The 21,012-nt window shown below is 70.0% G+C and carries 18 protein-coding genes and 1 pseudogene; 8 read left to right on the plus strand and 11 right to left on the minus strand.

The window, feature by feature from the left end:
* Nucleotides 1-11 precede the first annotated feature (11 nt).
* Nucleotides 12-1,211, plus strand: coding sequence for a MarP family serine protease (locus QMK24_RS02375; RefSeq protein ID WP_283463325.1), 1,200 nt, complete (start codon nucleotides 12-14; stop codon nucleotides 1,209-1,211).
* A gap of 376 nt (nucleotides 1,212-1,587) precedes the next feature.
* Here QMK24_RS02375 and QMK24_RS02385 read toward each other — a convergent pair whose 3' ends face one another.
* The 5 genes from QMK24_RS02385 to QMK24_RS02405 form a co-directional block, all read right to left on the minus strand.
* On the minus strand, nucleotides 1,588-2,511 hold the full coding sequence (locus QMK24_RS02385) for an alpha/beta fold hydrolase (protein WP_283463327.1): 924 nt from the start codon (nucleotides 2,509-2,511) through the stop codon (nucleotides 1,588-1,590).
* 13 nt (nucleotides 2,512-2,524) lie between these two features.
* On the minus strand, nucleotides 2,525-2,974 hold the full coding sequence (locus QMK24_RS02390) for a phage holin family protein (protein ID WP_283463328.1): 450 nt from the start codon (nucleotides 2,972-2,974) through the stop codon (nucleotides 2,525-2,527).
* Between the two features lie 122 nt (nucleotides 2,975-3,096).
* Nucleotides 3,097-4,485 (minus strand): Na+/H+ antiporter NhaA, encoded by a 1,389-nt coding sequence (nhaA, locus tag QMK24_RS02395; RefSeq protein WP_283463329.1) that lies wholly within the window; start codon nucleotides 4,483-4,485, stop codon nucleotides 3,097-3,099.
* A 288-nt stretch (nucleotides 4,486-4,773) separates the two neighbouring features.
* Nucleotides 4,774-6,732: an acetate--CoA ligase gene (gene acs / locus QMK24_RS02400; protein ID WP_283463330.1), complete on the minus strand. Its 1,959-nt coding sequence runs from the start codon at nucleotides 6,730-6,732 to the stop codon at nucleotides 4,774-4,776.
* A gap of 146 nt (nucleotides 6,733-6,878) precedes the next feature.
* Complete coding sequence (locus tag QMK24_RS02405; RefSeq protein WP_283463331.1) at nucleotides 6,879-9,080, minus strand: SulP family inorganic anion transporter; 2,202 nt, start codon at nucleotides 9,078-9,080, stop codon at nucleotides 6,879-6,881.
* Between the two features lie 246 nt (nucleotides 9,081-9,326).
* Here QMK24_RS02405 and QMK24_RS02410 point away from each other — a divergent pair, with 246 nt between their 5' ends.
* Nucleotides 9,327-10,724 (plus strand): polysaccharide deacetylase family protein, encoded by a 1,398-nt coding sequence (locus QMK24_RS02410; RefSeq protein WP_283463332.1) that lies wholly within the window; start codon nucleotides 9,327-9,329, stop codon nucleotides 10,722-10,724.
* A 5-nt stretch (nucleotides 10,725-10,729) separates the two neighbouring features.
* On the opposite strand, the gene QMK24_RS02415 is transcribed toward QMK24_RS02410, so the two are convergent.
* Entirely contained in the window at nucleotides 10,730-11,743 is a 1,014-nt protein-coding gene (locus QMK24_RS02415; protein ID WP_283463333.1) for an ATP-binding protein, read from the minus strand.
* A gap of 106 nt (nucleotides 11,744-11,849) precedes the next feature.
* Here QMK24_RS02415 and QMK24_RS02420 point away from each other — a divergent pair, with 106 nt between their 5' ends.
* Nucleotides 11,850-12,671 carry a Fic family protein gene (locus tag QMK24_RS02420; protein ID WP_283463334.1) on the plus strand — a complete coding sequence of 274 codons (822 nt, stop codon included), beginning with the start codon at nucleotides 11,850-11,852 and terminating at the stop codon, nucleotides 12,669-12,671.
* A 342-nt stretch (nucleotides 12,672-13,013) separates the two neighbouring features.
* Here the strand turns inward: QMK24_RS02420 and QMK24_RS02425 are convergent, their stop codons facing one another.
* Nucleotides 13,014-13,847, minus strand: a complete 834-nt coding sequence (locus QMK24_RS02425) for an HAD family hydrolase (protein WP_283463335.1) — start codon at nucleotides 13,845-13,847, stop codon at nucleotides 13,014-13,016.
* Between the two features lie 419 nt (nucleotides 13,848-14,266).
* Between QMK24_RS02425 and ssd the strand changes: the two genes are divergently transcribed.
* Nucleotides 14,267-15,376 carry a septum site-determining protein Ssd gene (gene ssd / locus QMK24_RS02430; RefSeq protein WP_283463336.1) on the plus strand — a complete coding sequence of 370 codons (1,110 nt, stop codon included), beginning with the start codon at nucleotides 14,267-14,269 and terminating at the stop codon, nucleotides 15,374-15,376.
* Entirely contained in the window at nucleotides 15,373-16,377 is a 1,005-nt protein-coding gene (locus tag QMK24_RS02435; protein ID WP_283463337.1) for a TadA family conjugal transfer-associated ATPase, read from the plus strand. The genes ssd and QMK24_RS02435 overlap by 4 nt, the downstream gene beginning before the upstream one ends.
* On the opposite strand, the gene QMK24_RS02440 is transcribed toward QMK24_RS02435, so the two are convergent.
* Both QMK24_RS02440 and QMK24_RS02445 read right to left on the minus strand, forming a co-directional pair.
* Nucleotides 16,374-17,468: a TniQ family protein gene (locus tag QMK24_RS02440; protein ID WP_283463338.1), complete on the minus strand. Its 1,095-nt coding sequence runs from the start codon at nucleotides 17,466-17,468 to the stop codon at nucleotides 16,374-16,376. The two genes, QMK24_RS02435 and QMK24_RS02440, sit on opposite strands and share 4 nt — an antisense overlap.
* A 152-nt stretch (nucleotides 17,469-17,620) precedes the next feature.
* Nucleotides 17,621-18,526, minus strand: a complete 906-nt coding sequence (locus QMK24_RS02445; RefSeq protein WP_283463339.1) for a DUF5710 domain-containing protein — start codon at nucleotides 18,524-18,526, stop codon at nucleotides 17,621-17,623.
* 337 nt (nucleotides 18,527-18,863) lie between these two features.
* Between QMK24_RS02445 and QMK24_RS02450 the strand changes: the two are divergent.
* Nucleotides 18,864-19,128, plus strand: a pseudogene (locus tag QMK24_RS02450) (DUF2267 domain-containing protein); the annotation flags it as partial.
* A 25-nt stretch (nucleotides 19,129-19,153) separates the two neighbouring features.
* Here the strand turns inward: QMK24_RS02450 and QMK24_RS02455 are convergent.
* Complete coding sequence (locus tag QMK24_RS02455; RefSeq protein WP_283463340.1) at nucleotides 19,154-19,327, minus strand: hypothetical protein; 174 nt, start codon at nucleotides 19,325-19,327, stop codon at nucleotides 19,154-19,156.
* Between the two features lie 27 nt (nucleotides 19,328-19,354).
* Nucleotides 19,355-19,711, minus strand: coding sequence for a PRC-barrel domain-containing protein (locus QMK24_RS02460; protein WP_283463341.1), 357 nt, complete (start codon nucleotides 19,709-19,711; stop codon nucleotides 19,355-19,357).
* A 495-nt stretch (nucleotides 19,712-20,206) separates the two neighbouring features.
* On the opposite strand from QMK24_RS02460, the gene QMK24_RS02465 reads away from it, so the two are divergent.
* The gene (locus QMK24_RS02465) at nucleotides 20,207-20,443 is read left to right on the plus strand and encodes an XRE family transcriptional regulator (RefSeq protein WP_283463343.1); all 237 of its coding nucleotides are present in this window, start codon (nucleotides 20,207-20,209) and stop codon (nucleotides 20,441-20,443) included.
* A 2-nt stretch (nucleotides 20,444-20,445) separates the two neighbouring features.
* The gene (locus QMK24_RS02470; RefSeq protein ID WP_283463344.1) at nucleotides 20,446-20,631 is read left to right on the plus strand and encodes a hypothetical protein; all 186 of its coding nucleotides are present in this window, start codon (nucleotides 20,446-20,448) and stop codon (nucleotides 20,629-20,631) included.
* Nucleotides 20,632-21,012 lie beyond the last annotated feature (381 nt).

Consider the following 21,012-nt stretch of genomic DNA (forward strand, 5'->3'; position numbering starts at 1 on the left):
GGTCAACCTAGATGAACGTGCTGGACTTGTTGCTGTTGCTCGCCGCCGTGTGGTTCGCGGTCGTCGGCTACCGCCAGGGTTTCGTCGTCGGCGTCATGTCGGTGATCGGCTTCCTCGGCGGCGGGCTCGCCGCGGTCTACCTGCTGCCCATGATCTGGGGCAAGGTCACCGGCGACTCGGCGCCCGGTTCCGTCGCGGTGGTGATCGCCGTCGTCCTGGTGATCGTCTGCGCCTCCGTCGGCCAGGCTTTCACCACCCACCTGGGCAACAAGCTGCGCACCCACATCACCCGGTCCCCGGCCCGCGCGCTGGATGCGACCGGCGGTGCGCTGGTCAACGTCGTCGCGATGCTGCTCGTCGCCTGGCTGATCGGCTCCGCGCTGGCCACCACCGCGCTGCCGACGATAGGCCGCGAGGTGCGGTCCTCGAAGGTCCTGCTCGGGGTCTCACGGGTCATCCCGCAGCAGGCCGACACCTGGTTCACGGACTTCAGCTCCACTCTCGCGCAGAACGGCCTCCCGCAGGTCTTCAGCCCGTTCGGCGGCGAGCCGATCACGTCGGTGCCGGCGCCCGACCCCAAGCTGGCGAGCAGCGCGGTGGTCAACGACGCCCGCCGGAGCATCGTGAAGGTCGTCGGGACCGCGCCGAGCTGCGGGAAGGTGCTGGAGGGCACCGGCTTCGTCTTCGCCAAGGACCGGGTGATGACCAACGCCCATGTCGTCGGCGGGGTCAGCGAGCCCACCGTGCAGATCGGCGGCGAGGGCAAGCTGTACGACGCCCGCGTCGTGCTCTACGACTGGCAGCGCGACATCGCCGTACTGCAGGTGCCCTCGCTCAGCGCCCCGGCGCTCAACTTCACCTCGGGCGACGTGCACAGCCGCGACGACGCGATCGTGGCGGGCTTCCCGGAGAACGGCGGCTTCGACGTCCGTGCGGCCCGGGTACGCGGCCGTATCCAGGCCAACGGTCCGGACATCTACCACCGGGGCACCGTGCACCGCGACGTCTACTCGCTGTTCACCAAGGTGCGCCAGGGCAACTCCGGCGGCCCGCTGCTCACCCCGGACGGCAGGGTGTCAGGAGTCGTCTTCGCCAAGTCCCTCGACGACGCCGACACCGGCTACGCACTGACCGCTGACGAGATCCACGAGGACGTCACCGCCGGCCGTACCGCCAACCGCCAGGTCGACAGCCAGGGCTGCGCACTCTAGGACCGCCTGCGATCGGCCCGACCGCCTGCGACCGGCCGGGAGGGACCCGTCCGCGGCCGGCCGGAATGGCCCTGGCTAGTCGCTGCGGGGGTGCCGCAGACGGGCGCCAACCCACCGGGCGCGCCGCCGCAGAATGCGCGGGATTCCGAGTTGGTGCTCCCCCTCGGGGAGTACGGCCACAGGCGTCGCGCGGTTGACAGCGGCGACGAGATTGCGGCGGGTGCGTGATACATCACAGTAGTCGTGCGTCCAACCCATACCGAGCTACGTGCCCGCGCCCCAAGGTCGGTAATCGCGCGGCGGTCGCCCAATTGGCTTATGCGCCCGGCATTTGGCTGATAGTCAGACAGTGGTACCGAGGTATCCACCGGGCTGTCTACCGGTCCGGCTCGGGGTCCTTCAGCCAGTTGATCAGCTCGGTCGAGAACGCGACCGGGTCCTCCTCGTGCGGGAAGTGCCCCAGCCCGTCGAAGAGCCGCCAGCGATACGGCGCCTCGACGTACTCGCCGCTGCCCGCCGCGCTGCGGGTGCGCATCGCGGGATCCAGCGAACCGTGCAGATGCAGCGTCGGCACCCGCACCGGCCGCTTCATCCGCCGGTTGAACTGGATGCCGTCGGGCCGGGCCATCGACCGCACCATCCAGCGGTACGGCTCCAGGGCGCAGTGGGCCGTCGACGGGATCTGCATCGCCCGCCGGTACACGTCGATCGTCTCGTCCTCCGGCAGCAGCGGCCCCGACCAGTCCCGGATCAGCCGCCCCACCAGGGCCGAGTCGTCCGCGACCAGCTGGCGCTCAGGCACCCACGGCCGTTGGGAGCCCCAGATGTACGACCCGGCTGAGGTCTGCTTCATGTCCGTGAGCATCGCCGTGCGCCAGCGCCGGGGGTGCGGCATCGAGCACACCGCCAGCCGGCGCACCAGCTTCGGACGCATCACCGCCGCCGTCCAGGCGAGATAGCCGCCGACGTCATGACCGACCAGCGCGGCATCCGGCTCGCCGAGCGAGCGGATCACACCGGTCACGTCCAGGGCCAGGTTCGCGGGGTCGTAGCCGCGCGGCGTACGGTCGCTGCCGCCGACGCCGCGCAGGTCCATCGCGACCGCGCGGAAGCCCGCGTCGGCGAGCGCCGTCAGCTGGTGCCGCCAGCTCCACCAGAACTGCGGGAAGCCGTGCAGCAGCAGCACCAGCGGGCCGTCGCCGGCCTCGGCGATATGGAAGCGCGCGCCGTTCGCGGCGACATCCCGGTGCGTCCAGGGCCCGTCGAGCCGTGCAACCGAGGAACTTCCAGCGACCGTCATGCAGCTGAGCGTGTCACACCTTGAGGTCGACGGTGTTACCGGACTCCAGGGGCCGCGGATGCGGTTTGACGCTCTGCAGTACGGCTGCCGTCTGCTTGGCCGAAGCGATACTGCGCACCGGCTTCTTCACCTTCTTGAACTTCGCGCGGGCGAACAGTCCGAGGACCATCGCGATCACCACGTACGCGCCGCCGACGATCAGGAACGACCAGCCGAGGCCCAGTCCGAGGGCGTGGACGCCGTAGGCCGCCGCCATGCTGAACATGGGCAGCGCGAAGAACGCCAGGCCCGCTGCGCCCGCGATCGCGCCGCTGCCGAGGCCGACCCGCTTGACGTCCTGCCGGATCTCGGCCTTCGCGAGGGCGATCTCGTCGTGCACCAGGGCGGACATCTCCGCCGTGGCGGAGGCAACCAGTTGGCCGAGACTGCGACTCGCGCCCTCGATCTCGTCCGCTGCGCTCATCGCATCCTCCGTCGTCGTCATCATCCGTCGGTGTCCATTGCCGTACGCCGGTATCCGTCGTCCCGGGCTACCGGATGGGTTGGGCTACCAGATGGTAGGGACCGCTACTACCAGATCATGCCTCAGTCCCCGCCGCGCGCGCTTCCGCCCCGGGCCAGTTCGGCGAGCCTGCGGTGTTCCCCGGCCTTCCGCTCCAGGATCTCGGCCATCCTGAGGTGGTACTCCGGCTTGTCCTGTTCGTAGATGTCCGGGATCCCGTCCCCGTCCTCGTCGCGCTCCTCGTCCTCACACATCACGCGGTACTTGTTGTTGCGGAGCTTGAGCAGGATGCCCGAGAGCACGGCCGCGATGAGGGAGCCGATCAGAACGGCCGCCTTCACCTCGTCTGCCAGCACCGTGTTCTCGGTGAAGGCGAGTTCGCCGATCAGCAGGGACACGGTGAAGCCGATCCCGGCCAGTGAGGCGACGGCGAGCACATCAGGCCATTTGAGGTCGGGGTTGAGCTCGGCCCTGGTGAAGCGGGCGGCGATCCACGTGCCGCCGAACACGCCGACCGCCTTGCCGGCCACCAGACCGAGAACCACACCGAGCGTCTCGGGCTGGGAGAAGACGTCGGTGAGCGCCCCGCCGGAGACGGCGACACCCGCGGAGAAGAGCGCGAACAGCGGCACCGCCAGGCCGGCCGAGACGGGGCGTACGAGGTGCTCGATGTGCTCGCCGGGGGAGTGCTGCTCGCCGTCCCGGCGGTGGCAGCGCAGCATCAGGCCCATGGTGACGCCCGCGATCGTGGCGTGCACGCCGCTGTTGTACATCAGCCCCCAGTTGACCAGGGCGAGCGGTACGTAGATGTACCAGCCGCGTACCCCCTTGCGGAGCAGCAGCCAGAAGACCAGCAGGCCCAGCGCCGCGGCGCCGAGCGCGACGAAGTCGATCGACGAGGTGAAGAAGACCGCGATGATCAGGATCGCGAAGAGATCGTCCACGACGGCCAGCGTCAGCAGGAAGGCACGCAGTGCGGACGGCAGCGAGGTGCCGATGACCGCGAGGACGGCCAGCGCGAACGCGATATCGGTGGCGGTCGGGACCGCCCAGCCGTTCAGCGCGCCGCCGCCGACGGCGTTGACCACGGTGTAGACGAGGGCGGGCACGGCCATGCCGCAGACCGCCGCGATGACCGGGAGCGCCGCGGCGGACGGCGTACGCAGCTCGCCCGCGACCAGCTCGCGCTTGAGCTCGATGCCGGCCACGAAGAAGAAGACGGCGAGCAGTCCGTCGGCCGCCCAGTGCTGGACGGAGAGGTTCAGGCCCGGGGAGGCCGGGCCGAAGTGGAACTCCCTGACCGTCTCGTAGCTCTCGTGCAGCGGGGTGTTGGCCCAGATCAGCGCGACGACGGCGGCGATGAGCAGCAGGACGCCGCCGACGGTCTCGGCGCGCAGCGCGTCGGCGACGAAGGTCCGCTCGGGCAGGGACAGCCGGCCGAGGAGGACGGAACGGCGGCGGGGCTCAGTCACGGGGGGTTGACCTCCGGTCGGTTGGTCGACCACTGGACATGGCTGACTCCGTTGCCGACCAGACTTCCCGGCGCACCTGTCGTACTGTCGCGTTCCTGACGCGGTGGCCAGTTTATCGGTTCGCGCGCTGTGCCGTCCGGCGATCTTCACGATACGGGCAAAAGGGACCCCCGGCATGGCGCCGGGAGCCCCTTGTGAGCCGTACGGAGACCGTTCGGGGCCCGCTGGGAGATCCGCTCGGAGATCCGTTCGGAGCCCCGTTCGCGGTCTCGTCGAGGTCCGCCCGTCTCAGTCCTCGCTGCTCGCGCCCGGCAGGTTCGTCTGGATCAGGTCCATCACCGAGGAGTCCGTCAGCGTGGTGACGTCACCCAGCTCGCGGTTCTCCGCGACATCCCGCAGCAGGCGGCGCATGATCTTGCCGGAACGGGTCTTCGGCAACTCGCTGACGATCAGGATCCGCTTCGGCTTGGCGATCGGGCCGAGCGTCCTGCTGACGTGGTCTCGCAGCTCGGCGACCAGGGTGTCGGAGTCCGAGGCGGTGCCGCGCAGGATGACGAACGCGACGATGGCCTGCCCGGTGGTCTCGTCCGTCGCGCCGACGACCGCGGACTCGGCGACCTTCGGGTGCGAGACGAGCGCCGACTCGACCTCGGTGGTCGAGATGTTGTGGCCGGACACCAGCATCACGTCGTCGACCCGGCCGAGCAGCCAGATGTCGCCGTCGTCGTCCTTCTTGGCGCCGTCACCCGCGAAGTAGCGGCCCTCGAACCGCGACCAGTAGGTGTCGATGTAACGCTGGTCGTCGCCCCAGATGGTGCGGAGCATCGACGGCCACGGCTCGGTCAGCACCAGGTAGCCGCCGGAGCCGTTCGGCACCTCGCGCGCCTCGTCGTCCACGACGGTCGCGGCGATGCCCGGCAGGGCGCGCTGCGCGGAGCCCGGCTTGGTGGTGGTGGCGCCCGGCAGCGGGCTGATCATCATCGCGCCGGTCTCGGTCTGCCACCAGGTGTCCACGATCGGGCAGCGGTTGCCTCCGATGTGCTCGCGGTACCACATCCACGCCTCGGGGTTGATCGGCTCGCCGACGCTGCCCAGCACCCGCAGCGAGGACAGGTCGAACTTCGCGGGGATGTCGTCGCCCCACTTCATGAAGGTGCGGATCGCGGTGGGCGCCGTGTAGAGGATCGTGACGCCGTACTTCTGGATGACCTCCCAGAAGCGGCCCTGGTGCGGGGTGTCCGGGGTGCCTTCGTAGATCACCTGGGTGGCGCCGTTGGCCAGCGGTCCGTAGACGATGTACGAGTGGCCGGTCACCCAGCCGATGTCGGCCGTGCACCAGTAGACGTCGGTCTCCGGCTTGAGGTCGAAGACGGCGTGGTGGGTGTAGGCGGTCTGGGTGAGGTAACCGCCCGAGGTGTGCAGGATGCCCTTCGGCTTCCCTGTCGTACCGCTCGTGTAGAGGATGAAGAGCGGGTGCTCGGCGTCGAACGCCCGGGGGGTGTGCTCGGCGGACTGGCGGGTGACGATGTCGTCCCACCACACGTCGCGGCCCTCGGTGAAGGCGGTGTCCTGGCCCGTGCGCCGGACCACCAGGACGTGCTCGACCTGCGGGCACTTGGTGACGGCCTCGTCGATGGCGGGCTTGAGGGCGGTGGGCTTGCCCCGCCGGTAGCCGCCGTCGGCGGTGATGACGAGCTTGGCGTCGGCGTCCTGGATGCGGGAGGCGACGGCGTCGGCCGAGAAGCCGCCGAAGACCACGGAGTGGGCGGCGCCGATCCGGGCGCAGGCCAGCATCGCGACCACGGCCTCGGGAATCATCGGCAGATAGACCGCGACCCGGTCGCCGGCCTGTACGCCCAGCTCGGTGAGCGCGTTGGCGGCCCGGCTGACCTCGTCCTTGAGCTCGGCGTAGGTGATGGCGCGGCTGTCGCCGGGCTCGCCCTCGAAGTGGATGGCGACCCGGTCGCCGTTGCCTGCCTCGACATGCCGGTCGACGCAGTTGTACGCCACGTTGAGCTTGCCGTCGGCGAACCACTTGGCGAACGGCGGGTTGGACCAGTCGAGGGTCTCGGTCGGTTCGGTGGCCCAGCTCAGGCGGCGCGCCTGCTCGGCCCAGAAGGCCGGGCGGTCGGCCTCGGCCTGTGCGTACGCATCCGCGGTGACGTTGGCGGATGCGGCCAGCTCGGCCGGCGGAGCGAAACGACGCTCCTCCTTCAACAGATTGGCCAGGCTCTCGTTGCTGCTCACGCCAACTCCTTGTCAGACTGTCCCAGATGTCCCGGCCATAGCTCATCAGGCCGCGGGCGCGATGACAAGGGTCGCCGGATAATTGGTTTAGACCTGTAGCGTGAGCAGCGACGAGTGCGGTGGTGCGGCGCGCCGCACCACCGGTGTCATACCGCGTCCAGCACCTCCGGGTGAACCGCGGAGAACGTGCCCGTGGCGTGGTCCAGTACGTACGCCTGGGCCTCGGCGACATGGAAGTACATGCCCTGGAGCTGGAGCTTCCCCTCCGCGTAGCGGCGGGCCACGCACGGGTGGGCCAGCAGGTGCTCCAGCTGCTGGACCACGTTGGCCAGGCTGAGGCGCTCCAGGTCGTCGGTCACCGCACGGTCCGTCAGCCCCGGTCCGCCGCGCGCCAGCCGCTCCAGGCTGGGCTGCCCGTGCCGGAGCCAGCGCGCCAGCGGGGTCTGCGCGCCGGGCGGATGGTCGCTGCCGAGCAGCGCCTGCATCGCGCCGCAGCCGGAGTGCCCGCACACCGTGATGCTGCCGACCTTCAGGACGTCCACCGCGTACTCGACGGCCGCGGCCACCGAGTCGCAGGAGCCGTCAGAGCCGGGCGGCGGCATCAGGTTGCCGATATTGCGGACGGTGAAGAGATCACCGGGACCGCTGGAGGTGATCATGCTGGTCACCAGCCGGGAATCGGCGCAGGTCAGGAAGAGCTGAGTGGGCCGCTGACCCTCCCGGGCCAGCCGCGCCAGCTCATCGCGCACCAGGGGTGCCGTATTGCGCTGGAAGTTGCTGACACCCCCGAGCAGCTGGTTGCCGGCCGGAGCGGTGACGGTGGCGGCGCTCGGCTGGGTGCAGTGGTGATTGCGCCACGGCGTCCAGGGACGGCAGGCGTGGGCGCTCGCCGGTTCGCTGACCGTACGCCCGGTGCGGTCGCCGAGCATGGCCCAGCCGCCACGGGCGCGGTGCCGGTTGCACCACGACTGCAGCGCCTCGTACGCGGCATGGTCCATGAAGGAGCCGTCCAGTTCGACGACGGCGTGCGCCCCGTCCGGGACCAGCGCGAACGCCCGGGTCAGCCGGGGAACCGCGAGGAACGTCAACTGCCCGCGCGCCCGGACCCGGTAGCCGCCCGCCTCCTGCGAGACGGTGATCCGGGTGCGGGTGAGACGGCGCAGCGACGTGATGACCGCGACCACGATCCCGGCCACCACGCCCTGAAGGACGCCGAGGAGGACGACCCCGCCGATGGTGGCCGCGTACACCGGGAACTCCCGGTGCCGCCGCACATGCCTGATGTGGGCGAAGCTCACCATCTTCACGCCGACGAGCAGCACCAGGACGGCGAGGGCGGCCAGCGGGATCAGATCCAGCACCCCGGCGAGCAGGCTCGCGCACAGCACCACCCACACCCCGTGCAGGACCGTGGCGTACCGCGTCGCGGCGCCGGCCCGGATGTTCGCGGTGCCGCGGATCGCCCCGCCGGCCACCGGCAGTCCGCCGAGCAGCCCGGACACCACGTTCGACGCGCCCTGGCCGAGCAGTTCGCGGTCGAGCCGGACGGGTCCGGCCCGCGTGCCCGGCTGCTCGGCCTGCAGTTTGTCGAGCGCGACCGCGGACAGCAGCGACTCCATGCTCGCGACGAGCGTGACGGTGACGATCGCGGCGAGCAGGCCGAGCACCGGTCCTTCCGGCAGCCGGGGCAGCAACGGGGCGCTCCACGACGGCAGATCGACCCGCGGCACGGTCAGCGCGAGACCCGCGGCCGTGGCGGCGGCCACGGCGGCCAGCGGCGCCGGGACGGCCCGCAGCGCGCGCCCGGCTCTGCCCCTGCCGGGCAGCCGTGGCCAGCTGACGAGGACGGCCGCGGTGAGCGCGCCGATCCCCAGCGTGGCCGGACTGGTGGCCGCCAACTGGTGCGGCAGCGCACCGACGTTGGCGAGGGCGGAGCTCTGCGCGCTGCCGCCGAGGATGACATGCAGCTGACCGATGGCGATGGAGGCGCCGATGCCGGCGAGCATGCCGTGCACGATGGCGGGACTGATGGCGAGCGCCGCCCGCGCCACCCGCAGCGCGCTGAGGGCGAGCTGGGCGAGGCCGGCGAGCACGGTGATGGCGCAGGTGCTGCGCCAGCCGTAGCGCTGTACAAGTTCGGCAGTGACGACGACGAGACTGGTGGCAGCCCCGCTGACCTGCAACGGGGCCCCGCCGAGCAATCCGGCGACGATGCCGCCGACGGCCGCGGCGACGAGGCCGGACTGGAGTGGCGCGCCGGTGGCCAGGGCGATACCGAGCGACAGCGGCACGGCGATCAGAAAGACAGTGATCGAGGCGGACAGGTCGGACCTGTGAAGCGTCTGCATGGTTCCCGTCTCCTTCAGGGCGGCGGGACGTGGTAGCCGTACGTAACTGTATGGCTACGCTCAAGCGTCAGTAAAAGGAGAGTAATGCGGATATACGTTCCCGTGAAGTCCGTAGATCCACTCGGGCGGTGATTTGCTCCTATCGGGTGAATCCCGGAGCGGTTTGGCCGGTCGGCACGGCCAAAAGACGGGAGCATGTCAGTTTTTGCTGAAATCTCCCTGCTCCCCCTTTGGATCGAGGTTCGTATGCATTCCGTGCGGAAGACCGCGGCCCTGGCTGCCGTAACCGCGTTGGCTTTTGCCGCTGTGGGCTGCTCGGGTGGTTCGGACGGCGTGGAGAAGAACAGCGACCGTGGCAACGGCCCGCGCAGCGGCTCCCGTGGCGGCCCTCAAGGCGGCCCCCAGGGCGGCTCGGCCGCGGGGGTGAAGCGGCCGCCGGCGCGGGTGGTCACGCTGATCGGCGACGGGTCCACCGCCGAGACCGGGGAGCAGCCGAACCAGCCGAAGTTCGAGCGCCTCAAGCCGGGCGAGAAGCCTCCGCAGTTCGTCGTCTTCTCCTGGGACGGCGCGGGCGAGGACAGCCAGAAGCTGTTCTCGCACTTCCGTGCGGTCGCCAAGGAGAACAACGCGGCCATGACGTACTTCCTCAGCGGCGTCTACCTGCTGCCCGGCGACCGCAAGGACGTCTACGATCCGCCGAAGCACCCGCGCGGGGCCTCCGACATCGGCTTCACCGACCGGCCGGAGATGACCGACACGCTGGAGCAGCTCCGGCTGGCGTGGCAGGACGGCAGCGAGATCGGCACCCACTTCAACGGCCACTTCTGCGGGCCGAACGGCGGCGTCGGCACCTGGTCGTCCGAGGAGTGGAAGAGCGAGATCGAGCAGGCCGAGGGCTTCGTCAAGAACTGGAAGACGAACAGCGGCCTCACCAAGCTCGCCCCGCTGCCGTTCGACTACGGCAAGGAACTGGTCGGCGGCCGCGCCCCCTGCCTGGAGGGCCAGAAGAACCTGATCCCGGCCGCCAAGGAGATGGGATTCCGCTACGACGCCAGCTCGGTCGGCGGGCGGCAGGTCTGGCCCTCGCAGATCGACGGCGTCTGGGACTTCCCGCTCCAGGAGATCCCGGTGCCCGGCCGCGCCTTCGAGACGCTGTCCATGGACTACAATTTCCTGGCCAACCAGTCCGGCACCACCAAGGGCGACCCGTCGATGCGCGAGGCCTGGGGCCGGCAGATGCAGGACGGCCTGGCCGCCGCCTTCGACCGCGCCTACACCGGCAACCGGGCGCCGATGTTCATCGGCAATCACTTCGAGTCGTGGAACGGCGGCGTCTACATGAAGGCCGTCGAGGCCACCATCGGGGCGGTGTGCCGCAAGGAGGGCGTGCGCTGCGTGTCGTTCAAGCAGATGTCGGACTGGATGGACGCGCAGGATCCGGCGGTACTGGCGAAGTTGCGCACGCTGGACGTGGGACAGACGCCGAAGGAGGGCTGGACCGCCCTCCTTTCGACGGCTCCCGAGGGCAGGCGGGCGGCGCCTCCCACGTTCGCGCCGGCTCCGGAGCCCACGTCAGTTCCTGAATCCGCGTCCGCGCCGGTATCCGCGTCCGCGTCGGAGCTCAGCCCGACGTCAGAGCGGTAGCGGTATCAGCCCGACGTCAGAGCGGTAGCGGTAGCGGCGGCGGTCACCGACCCGGCCTCGCCGAGGACGAAGACGGGGTCGACCTGGGACGCCAGGTCGGCGCCCGTCTTCGCGTTTCCCCAACTCTCGGCGTTCTTCAGATGGAAGTGCACCATCTGGCGCGTGTAGCGCTCCCAGTCGCGGTTCCCGTACGAGGCGTCGGCCGTCTCGTGCATCGTGCGCAGCGTGCGGCGGTTGGTGTCCTCCAGCAGTTCGAAGCGGGGCGGGCGGCCCTTCTCCATCGCGCGCACCCAGTCGGAGTGGCCGACGGTGGCCAGCAGGTCCTCGCCGGTCTCGTCGCGCAGGAACGCCAGGTCGTCGGGGCCCTGCACCTTGTTGCCGATGACGCGCAGCGCGACGCCGAAGTCGCGGGCGTACTCCTTGTACTGGCGGTAGACGGCGACGCCCTTGCGGGTCGGCTCGGCGACCAGGAAGGTCATGTCGAAACGGGTGAACATCCCGGAGGCGAAGGAGTCGCTGCCGGCCGTCATGTCCACCACGACGTATTCGTCGCGGCCGTCGGCCAGATGGTTCAGGCACAGCTCCACCGCTCCGACCTTGGAGTGGTAGCAGGCGACGCCGAGGTCGGACTCGTTGAACGGGCCGGTCGCCATCAGCTGAACGGCGGCGCCGTCGTCCAGGGGGACGGTCCGGGAGCAGGCGGCGTAGACGGGGTTGTCCTCGACCACCCGCAGCAGGCGCGAGCCGCTGCCCGGCGGCGTTGTCTTGATCATGGTCTCGGCGGAGCCGATCCGGGGGTTGGTGCCCCGCAGATACCCCTTGATCTCCGGCAGGTGGGCGCCCATCGCGGGGAACGCGGCGGCCTCCTCCTCGCTCAGGCCGAGGGCCGGGCCCAGGTGCTGGTTGATGTCGGCATCGACGGCGACGACGGGGACACGGATGTCCGCGAGGTGGCGGATGAACAGGGAGGACAGCGTGGTCTTGCCGCTGCCGCCCTTTCCAACGAAAGCGATCTTCATGTTCGCCAAGGGTAGTCGGATCTCTACGTGCAGTGACGGTTTGGAGTGGGGAAGGCCACTCGATCGGGGTCTATGGGGCCGTTGTGCGGTGCGTAGGGTCGTACTCATGGGTACGAACGCTGATCCGCTCGCCATCCTCGGTTCTTTGCCCGGCGTGGCCGAGGCCGTGGACTCCGTACGGCAGTCCGTGGACAAGGTCTACGGCCACCGGGTGATGCGCCGCCGTTCCGACGAGGTGACGTCGGAGGCGGCGCTGCGCGGCGCGCGCGGTTCCGCCGCGCTGGCCGGGGCCGACTGGCCGCTGGAGGAGATGCGCCGCCGCAGCGACTTCTCCGCGGACGACGAGGCCCGCACGGTGGGCGCCGCGCTGCGGCTGACCGCCGAGGCAGGCCAGCTGCTCAGCGTGTGGCGGCAGTCGCCGGTGCAGGCGCTGGCCCGGCTGCACCTGGTGGCGGCGGGCGGTGGCGCCCCGGCGGACACGGTCGGCCGGCCGCGGCTGGCCGGCGAACCGGTCGTCGAGCCGCTGGTGGAACTCCCGCTTCCGGAGTCGGGAGAGGTCGCCGCCCGGCTGGACGGCCTGGTGGGGCTGTTGCGCGCGGGGAGCGCGGCGCCCGCGCTCGTCGTCGGCGCGGTGGTGCACGGCGAACTGCTGTCACTGCGGCCGTTCGGCTCCTTCAACGGGCCGGTCGCGCGCGCCGCGGAGCGCATCGTGCTGGTGGGCAGCGGTCTGGACCCCAAGTCGATCTGTCCCGCCGAGGTGGGACACGCCGAACTCGGGCGGGCCGACTACCTCAAGGCGCTGGAGGGTTACGCGTCCGGGACGCCGGAAGGCATGGCGTCCTGGATCGGGCACTGTGGGAAGGCGCTGGAACTCGGCGTACGCGAGAGCGTCGCGGTGTGTGAGGCGCTGCAGCGCGGCGCGGCCTGACGTCTGAGCCCTGAAAGGCCTGAAGCCTGAAAGGTCGAAGTCTGAGCTCTGAAAGGGTTGCGGCGGCACCCTAGGGTGCCGCCGCTGGCATGTCCGTCGCGTTACCATGCGTGCTCGATTTTTGCCGATCAGGTCGGGGACTTTGCCCGTCACCTGGTGCGGCTGGCCCGGTTAGCGGGTCGGCTGCGCGTGGGTGCCCGACTTCCATGCTGGGTCCGTGTGGCCAGATTCTCTACGGTCTTCCTCTCGGAACGTCCGTGGTCTCGCGGGCCTGATTCCTTTCTACCGCTGATGCGGCCGAAGTGGAACCCCAGGCCACAGTTCTTTACATTTAATATTCAATCAGGACAAAAGCGATGGGCGTCGTCTGCGGGCGGCGTACCAGACGAGTCCGGCGGTGGCGGCCGCCGCTCCCACGGCCGCGGCGGCGAGCACCGGGCGCGGCGGCATCGACAGCGTCGGGATCCGCTGATTGAGCCGTACCGGCCGGTTGAAGGTGAGGACCGGCCATTCCCTGCTGGTCGCCTCCCGGCGCAGCCCCCGGTCCGGATTGACCGCGTACGGATGACCAACGACCTCGAGCATGGGGATGTCGGTCACCGAATCGCTGTACGCGAACGACCGTTCCAGGTCGTACCCCTCGGACGTGGCGAGCCCGATGATCGCCTCCGCCTTGGCCGGGCCGTAGACGTAGTGCTCGATCTCGCCCGTGTAGCAGCCGCCCTCGGCGACCATTTGGGTGGCGATCACATGGTCGGCGCCGAGCATCCGGCCGATCGGCTCGACGACCTCGGCTCCCGAGGCGCTCACGATGACGACGTCCCGGCCGGCGGCGTGATGCTCCTCGATGAGGGACGCGGCCTCGTCATAGATGATCGGGTCGATGAGGTCGTGCAGCGTCTCGGCCACGATCTCCCTGACCTGCTGAACGTTCCAGCCGCGGCACAGTTCGGAGAGGTACTTGCGCATCCCCTCCATCTGGTCGTGGTCGGCTCCGCCCACGAGGTACACGAACTGGGCGTAGGCGGTGCGCAGCACGGCCCGGCGATTGATCAGGCCGCCTTGGTAGAAGGATCTGCTGAAGGCCAGGGTGCTCGACTTGGCGATCACGGTCTTGTCGAGGTCGAAGAATGCTGCGGTGCGCGGAGACAGGTGGTTTTCCACGAGCACGAGCATAAGCAACCACCATTCGGCGTAAGCTGAGGCGCGTGGGTTTGCCTGAGAAGGCTCTCGGGTACACCATGGAAGTCACGGATCGTTCGCGACCGTGCTAACCCGGTCTGGCTCCTCCCCCCCCGAGTCGGACTGTGGGGACGACCCCCGCTCTCCCCCCCGGCGGGGGTCGTCGCATGTCCGGATGTCTTTCCGGAGCGACTTCCCGGTATCTCTCCTTCCTCTTGTGATGACTACGACGTGTCACGTTCCGTAATCGTTGCGCTCCGGTGGAGAAGTCACCCATGTGGGTGGCGGAGTTATCCACAACTGCCGGGTTATCCACGGAATCCGACCAAGATCATCAGAAATCCCCCGACGGCCGGACTCTGTTCGCAGGCGATGCACACCGTGCACGCGGGACGAACGAGGGGGACAGGGCCGTGGCTGAATCCATCACACCCGACCGGAGGCCGGCAGCCGCCGATGAACCGGGCGGACCGCTGATCGTCACTCAGGACGAGGCGCTGCTCGACGATCTGCTGCGGCTGTGCGCCGCGGCCGGCGCGGAACCCGAAGTGGCTTTCGGAGCCCCGCCGCGAGCGGGCAGCTGGGAATCCGCACCGTTGGTCCTCGTCGGCACCGACGACACCACCCGGGTACGAGGCGCCGTCCGGCGCAAGGGCGTGCTGCTCGTCGGCCGGGATCTGGACGACCAGGACGTGTGGCGCAGGGCCGTCGACATCGGCGCCGACCATGTGCTCTTCCTGCCCGACGCCGAGACCTGGCTGGTAGACCGGATCGCCGATGTGGCCGAGGGAGTCACAGAACCCGCCCTGACCATCGGCGTGGTGGGCGGCCGCGGCGGTGCCGGGGCCAGCACCCTGGCCTGCGCCCTCGCGGTCACCGCGGCCCGCGACGGCCGGCGCGCGATGCTCATTGACGGCGATCCGCTCGGCGGAGGCCTCGACATCCTGCTCGGCGCGGAGCGCACCGGCGGACTGCGCTGGCCCGACCTCGCCGACTCCCGCGGGCGCGTCAACAGCGGTGCGCTGGAGGAGTCGCTGCCGCGGCTGGACGCGCTCAGTGTCCTCAGCTGGGACCGCAGCGATTCGGTCGTCATCCCGCCGCAGGCCATGCGGTCCGTGCTGGGCGCGGCCCGGCGGCGGGGCGGGGTCGTCGTCGTGGACCTGCCCCGCCGGGTCGATGAGTCGGTCGCGGAATCACTGGCCCAGATCGACGTGGGACTCCTCGTCGTTCCGGCCGAGTTGCGTGCGGTGGCCGCGGCCACCCGGGTCGCGGCGGCGGTCAGCATGGTCCTCAAGGACCTGCGAGTGGTCGCCCGGGGGCCGTTCGCCTCCGGACTCGGCGACGAGGAGATCGCCAGACTCATCGGCCTGCGGCTGGCCGGCGAACTCCCGCCGGAACCAGGGCTGCTGGATGCCCAGGACGGCGGACGGCCACCCGGCGCGAGCGGCCGTGGGCCGCTGGCCCGCTTCTGCTCCGCGTTCCTGGCCCAGGCCCTGCCCAGCGGCGGGGGCGTGCCGGTATGAGCGCGGACCGACCGGAACCACGAGCGGCGCTCCTGGACGCCGTCAGGCTGCGCCTCGCGGAGTACAGCGGGGATCCGACGCCCAGCCGGGTGGCGGCCGCGCTGCGCGCGGAAGGGCGGCTGCTGGGCGACACCGAAGTGCTCGGCGTCGTCACCGCGCTGCGGTCCGAGATGGTCGGTGCCGGACCGCTGGAACCCCTGCTCGCCGACCCGGACGTCACCGATGTGCTCGTCAACGGGCCGGCCGAGGTGTGGGTCGACCGGGGCGGCGGGCTGGAGCGCAGTGATGTCGGCTTCAAGGACACCGCCGCCGTGCGCCGGCTCGCCCAGCGGCTCGCGACGACCGCCGGCCGAAGGCTGGACGACGCCCGGCCATGGGTCGACGCCAGGCTCCCGGACGGCACCCGGCTGCATGCCGTGCTGCCGCCCGTCGTCGTCGGCTCGCCGTGCCTGTCGCTGCGCGTCGTGCGGGCCCGGGCCTTCGGTCTGGACGAACTCATCGCCGCGGGCACCATGGACGCCGAGACCGCCCGGCTGCTGCGAGCCGTCCTGGACGCCCGGCTCTCGTTCATGATCAGCGGTGGCACCGGCTCAGGCAAGACCACGCTGCTCAGCTGTCTGCTGGGGCTTGTCGAACCGCGTATGCGCATCGTGCTCGCTGAGGACTCCGCGGAACTGCGGCCCGACCACCCGCATGTCGTACGCCTGGAGACACGACCGGCCAACCAGGAGGGCGCCGGTCTGGTGGAACTGCGGGATCTGGTGCGGCAGGCGCTGCGGATGCGACCGGACCGGCTGGTGGTTGGTGAGGTCCGCGGACCGGAGGTCACCGATCTGCTCGCCGCGCTGAACACCGGGCATGAGGGCGGTTGTCGGACATCGCTGAGTGCTTCAGCATCTCACTCAAGATTTCAGCGGTTGGTTCAGCGTCTCGTGCAGTACTTCAGCGGCCCGAGGGAAGTCAGGCTTCCCCGGCTTCAGTTCCGGGCGAGCAAGCGTTAGTAGCCGCTGCTGTCCTGGATGACTCCGCGGTCGACCAGGGTCGCGAAGACGGCCGGGTAGATGTACCGCGTGAGGCGTCCTGGCACGGGCAGCGGTTCGTAGGGTGACCACTTTGACGTGCGAGCTTCCAGTTCTGCGTGTGCGAGGTCGGCGAACGTCGCAGCCGCTTCGCGCCGGTCCTGTCCTCGGGTGAGGTGGTCGGCCAGACCGATTGCTCCAGCGATCAGCAGCGGGTGGGCCATCTCTGTGCTTCCGTGAAACTTGGCCAGGTCGTTGTACAGGCGTGATGGGTCTGCGGTGGCGGCAGCGATGGCGGGGTCTGCCGTTGTGAACATTTCCGGCGTGCGGAGCTGTAGCGCCACGGAGACCGTGACGGGGAAGGCGAACAACGCCTGCGCCGATGGGCCAGTGGTGGGCCGGGGGCCGTCCCCCAGGCCGTGGTCGATCCATGCTTGGAGCTGGAGAAGTCGCCTGTCGGTGACGGGTATGACTGGGATGTCCGTGAGGGGCTGTCCGCAGGGGCGTGTGCTGCGTCTTGCATCCAAGGGAATAGAGCAGGTAAGACGCCTGCTGGGAGGGCCGGTGCGGGTGTCCTGGGGGCTTCGGCATGAGGGGCAGCGGAAGGCGAGGAAGACTTCGTGGATCGGGCATGCGTACGACCAGGCCAGCCGCCAGCGCAGCATCCAGCGGCCGCCGTTCTCGCGGATGCAGTGCGGGCACCAGCGTGAATGGTGCGTGAGGCGAAATTCCGTCCCTATGAAATCGCGGGCGCCATCGGTCCACGGGTCATTGACGGGGAGGGCGGGGAAGCCGGCCTCGAAGTAGCGATTGAGCAGCATCGCGGCGAGGTCATCCTCGGTGATGCCGGTGGCGATGCTGATATGGGCGAGGTCTGTGCTGGAGCCGGGCTCCCAGCCTCCGGCATAGGGGACCGCCCGCAGGCGCCAGTACTTCGCGAGAAGCGTGGACCGCCAGCAGAGGTTCTCGAGGGCGACAGCGTCCATCCAGCTGCTGAATGACTCGCCTGGGACGGGCAGCGGTACGAGCGCCATCCGGCGGGGCCGCTCCAGCGGTCGTACAGAGGTGGGCACGATGTGGAGCGTAATGCGCCTGGCTACCTCGGCTCCCTGGTAGGAGACGGGTTAACCCCACAGGCGCCTCACCCGAGTACGAAGCACTGGAACGTACCGTGGCCTGCGGCGAAGCCCCGCAGCCCCCGGCCAGTAGCAGCCGAGCGGCCCGGTCAGCGACTGCGGCGAAAGATCCGCCGCAGCAGCGAGGGCGATTCCGCGCGCGGGCCTGGCACCACCGGCGTACGGGCCGGCGCAGCCGCCGGAGGCATTGACCGGGGACTCCTGGTAGAGGGGGTGGGCAGGGCGATGCCGCGTTCGACGGCGATCCGCGCCACGATCTCCCCCGCGTCCACACGGCCGGGAGCTGTGCGAGGGACGCCGCGTTCAGCAGCGAGCGTCGCCGCGGCGACCCCGGAACGCTTCTCCGCGCTGGGAGGCCGCTTCAGGGTGACCCCGGCGTCGGTGAGGATGCTCAGGTTCAGCTTCCAGGTGATGGTCGAGCGGCGCCGCCACAATGCGAACGCGGCGTCGATATGGCGGCGGGCCGTCACGCCGTCCATCTTTGTGACCTTTGTCAGATGCGCGAATGCCTTGGACTCCAGGCCACGGATCTGGGCGTATCCGTAGTGGGTGACGGTGTGGCAGTCGGTGCACAGACAGATAAGCCGCTTCAGTGACTGCACGCGGGCCGCGTCGTCGTACAGCCACCGCTCGTGTGCCTCCAGCCACCGCTGGGCCTGCCGGTCCTCGCCAGCGCCGCATGCCTCACACCGCATCCCGGCCCGGCGAGTAATCATCCGGCGGAGCCGTTCCCAGTCCCGAGGGGTCACGCAGGAGCGGACGTTGGTGAACCAGCAGCTAGAGGGCACGAGATCGACAAACAGCCCGTTGCCCAGCGTGCGGTCCTCGCCGGGCAGCAGGTCGGCCACGTCCGGGGCTGCCGCCCACGGCTCCAGCATCGTCATACCGTTGCGGGGCGCGTACCAGCGCTTGGCGGCCGGGTCCCACCGGGCCCCTGCCTGCTTGGCCTGATCCTTCTCCGCGTACGGAACATCCAGCCAGATCCGCTCGACCACCGGTTCTCCCCCTCCATGGCGACGAAGCTGTCGCAGTGCTCTCGGCGGGTTCCGACGCTACCTGCCGCCCGGGGCAGCCACAGAGCGGTTCACCGATCTTCACGGGCGCGGAATGACTTCACGCCAACTGTGCGTACAGGCTCCCGCCTGTGGGGAGCATTTCCGCAGGCAGCCGCCCGGCCGGTCGCTTCATTCTGGGTCCCACCCATGTGCAGGGTGCATCTGCGGGGTGGGGGATGGTTGAGAACCTCAAGGTCACAGCGTTGTCCTCGCGGATTCGCGGATGCAGGTCCGGGGCACGGTGGCCGGATCGGAGATGTGGACGGCGGATCTCAACGAGCTGGCCGCCCGGCTCCCCGAAATGCTGGCCCTGGTCCTGCTCAACCCCCTCCAGTCACACGAACGAACCTCTCCCGCCCGAGCGGTTCATACGGGCGGCAGCGGCCTGGATCGAAGGTGCCACCGAGAAGACCGCGACCTGGGGACGTCAGCGCGTGCTAAGCGTCGTGGCCGACACCGCGGGCGAAGACCTGACGAGGCGGATCCTGCTCCAGCTCCCCGTGGGCTACGACCTGCTCTTCGGCCGCCCGCAGCCGCTGTAACCGAAGAGCTTCTCCAACGAGAGCGTCAGCGCAGCGTGCGGTGATGCCGCCCGGAGCGCCGGATGTGCAGGACCAGGTACACCAGCGCCGCGACGAACACCACGATGCCGATGATCAGTAGGTAGAACAGGCCTTCGGCGACAGCGCCGATGATGCCCAGCACCATCGCCACGATGACCAGGCTCAGGAAGAGCGTCATGACGTAAGGCACCTCCTTTGCGGCCGGTCAGCGGCGGGCGAGCTGCCGCTCACCGTTCGCACCGGGCTGGTAGGGCAGGCCGTAGTGCGCGAAGACCGCCGCCTCGTCCTCGGCGGGCAGGACATCGTCCGTGCCGATCGGCGGGCACTTCTTCACCAGCGACCGGTCGTAGTCGACCTTGACGTAGCCGGGCCCGACGATCGCGCCGTTCAGCGGGACGAAGACCAGGTGACGCCGGGTGGGCAGCCCGACCTGGATGGTGGCCATGGCAGGCTCGTCGGTGCTGGTGTCCACGTAGACGGCCTCCAGCGTGCCGATCTTGTGGCCGCCTGCGTCGACGACGTCGTGGGTGCGCCACTCACGGATATCCGCGCTCTGGATCATTCCCGGGGTTCCCCTTTCGCGTGGCCGGGTGCCCGAAGCCGGTGCACTCCTCAGCCTGCCCGGCAAAGCCCGTCCCCACCAGCCTGGGCCCGCATTCTTCGCTGTCAGCGACTGAATACATACTCTCAGGCAAGGACTCCGCGTGCCCCTGATGCGACTCCTCGGCACCACCGCGCCGGATCCTGTTGTTACGGGCGTCGGCGAAGCACCATGGGGTCGGCCTGAGCGTTCTGGCCGAGCGGGACCGCCGCGGGAGGGATGAGAGCCAGTGGCGGACGGCCATCCGCCCCCGGCAGCCGGTGGAACGGCCGTGCGTGGGTGCGGCAGCCCCGGCGCCGGCGAGCACGGTGGCCGGGCGGGCGGTAGCGGGACTGCCGGCCAGCGCAGCGTAGTGAGCAGCCCGGCCACCGGCCACCGGCCAGCCGCCACGCCGCTTCCCGTAGGTGTCGCGTCCCATGAGGGCATGGGGGCGCCGGTGGGGGGCAGGGGTAGAAGATGGACGCTTTGGGAGAACTGCTGCAGGCCGCCATGCGCACCCGGCACCTGAATGCGCAGGCGGTCGCCGACCGCACCGGCATCCGTACCCCGCGTATTCGCGCGTTCGCCCAGGACGGTGCCGGCGGGCCCGTCCACCCCACCGGGCCAGAACTGGCCGAACTCGCCGCCGCGCTGGCCCTGCCGCTGTCCCAGGTTCTGGCCGCCGCCCACGTTCCGGCCAGGGTGCCGGCCTGACAGTGGCCCTGGCGGGCCCCGGTCCGGCCCTGATCGTCGTGCTGCTGCCCGTCATCCTCCTCGGCCTGCTCCTCGCCCTGGGCCGGTACGAAGAACACCTCTTCACCCCCAAAGCGCTGCGCTCTCACCGCCACCACGCTCAACACGCCCGCCACCCCCACCGGTGGAAGCGTCCCGGCCACAAGTGACCGGCACCCGACCCCGTCAGGGAGGGTGGAAGGCGAGCAAGAAGGTGCGGGGACGTTGCAGCGGGTGTAGAAAACACGCACGGTACGAAGCGACGCCTGCCTCGCCACCCCCCCCGTCGAGGCAGCGCACGATCCCCCGGTCAGCTTCGTGCCCCACGGATGGCCGCCAGCCCTCAACAGGCCGGTGGTCATCCGTGCGTGGCGGCCCGATCCCAGCCACCCCAACGTTTTCAGCTCCCGGCCGGGGCAGCCCCGCCCTGCGCACCGCGCGGGGCGTGCGCCGTGACGGCGGCGAGGTCCAGATCAAGGCGCCGGATCATGTCCAGCCCGGAACGGGGTGATAACCGGCGCGCGACACGCATCGGGAGGTTCCGGTTCGAC

Source organism: Streptomyces sp. PH10-H1 (genome assembly GCF_030063355.1).
GTDB lineage: Bacteria > Actinomycetota > Actinomycetes > Streptomycetales > Streptomycetaceae > Actinacidiphila.

Excerpts from the sequence above, each read along its gene's own strand:
- QMK24_RS02375 (WP_283463325.1), top strand. The coding sequence starts at position 12 with ATGAACGTGCTGGACTTGTTGCTGTTGCTCGCCGCCGTGTGGTTCGCG.
- QMK24_RS02385 (WP_283463327.1), bottom strand. The coding sequence starts at position 2,511 with ATGACGGTCGCTGGAAGTTCCTCGGTTGCACGGCTCGACGGGCCCTGG.
- QMK24_RS02390 (WP_283463328.1), bottom strand. The coding sequence starts at position 2,974 with ATGAGCGCAGCGGACGAGATCGAGGGCGCGAGTCGCAGTCTCGGCCAA.
- QMK24_RS02405 (WP_283463331.1), bottom strand. The coding sequence starts at position 9,080 with ATGCAGACGCTTCACAGGTCCGACCTGTCCGCCTCGATCACTGTCTTT.
- QMK24_RS02410 (WP_283463332.1), top strand. The coding sequence starts at position 9,327 with ATGCATTCCGTGCGGAAGACCGCGGCCCTGGCTGCCGTAACCGCGTTG.
- QMK24_RS02415 (WP_283463333.1), bottom strand. The coding sequence starts at position 11,743 with ATGAAGATCGCTTTCGTTGGAAAGGGCGGCAGCGGCAAGACCACGCTG.
- QMK24_RS02420 (WP_283463334.1), top strand. The coding sequence starts at position 11,850 with ATGGGTACGAACGCTGATCCGCTCGCCATCCTCGGTTCTTTGCCCGGC.
- QMK24_RS02425 (WP_283463335.1), bottom strand. The coding sequence starts at position 13,847 with ATGCTCGTGCTCGTGGAAAACCACCTGTCTCCGCGCACCGCAGCATTC.
- QMK24_RS02435 (WP_283463337.1), top strand. The coding sequence starts at position 15,373 with ATGAGCGCGGACCGACCGGAACCACGAGCGGCGCTCCTGGACGCCGTC.
- QMK24_RS02455 (WP_283463340.1), bottom strand. The coding sequence starts at position 19,327 with ATGACGCTCTTCCTGAGCCTGGTCATCGTGGCGATGGTGCTGGGCATC.
- QMK24_RS02460 (WP_283463341.1), bottom strand. The coding sequence starts at position 19,711 with ATGATCCAGAGCGCGGATATCCGTGAGTGGCGCACCCACGACGTCGTC.
- QMK24_RS02465 (WP_283463343.1), top strand. The coding sequence starts at position 20,207 with ATGGACGCTTTGGGAGAACTGCTGCAGGCCGCCATGCGCACCCGGCAC.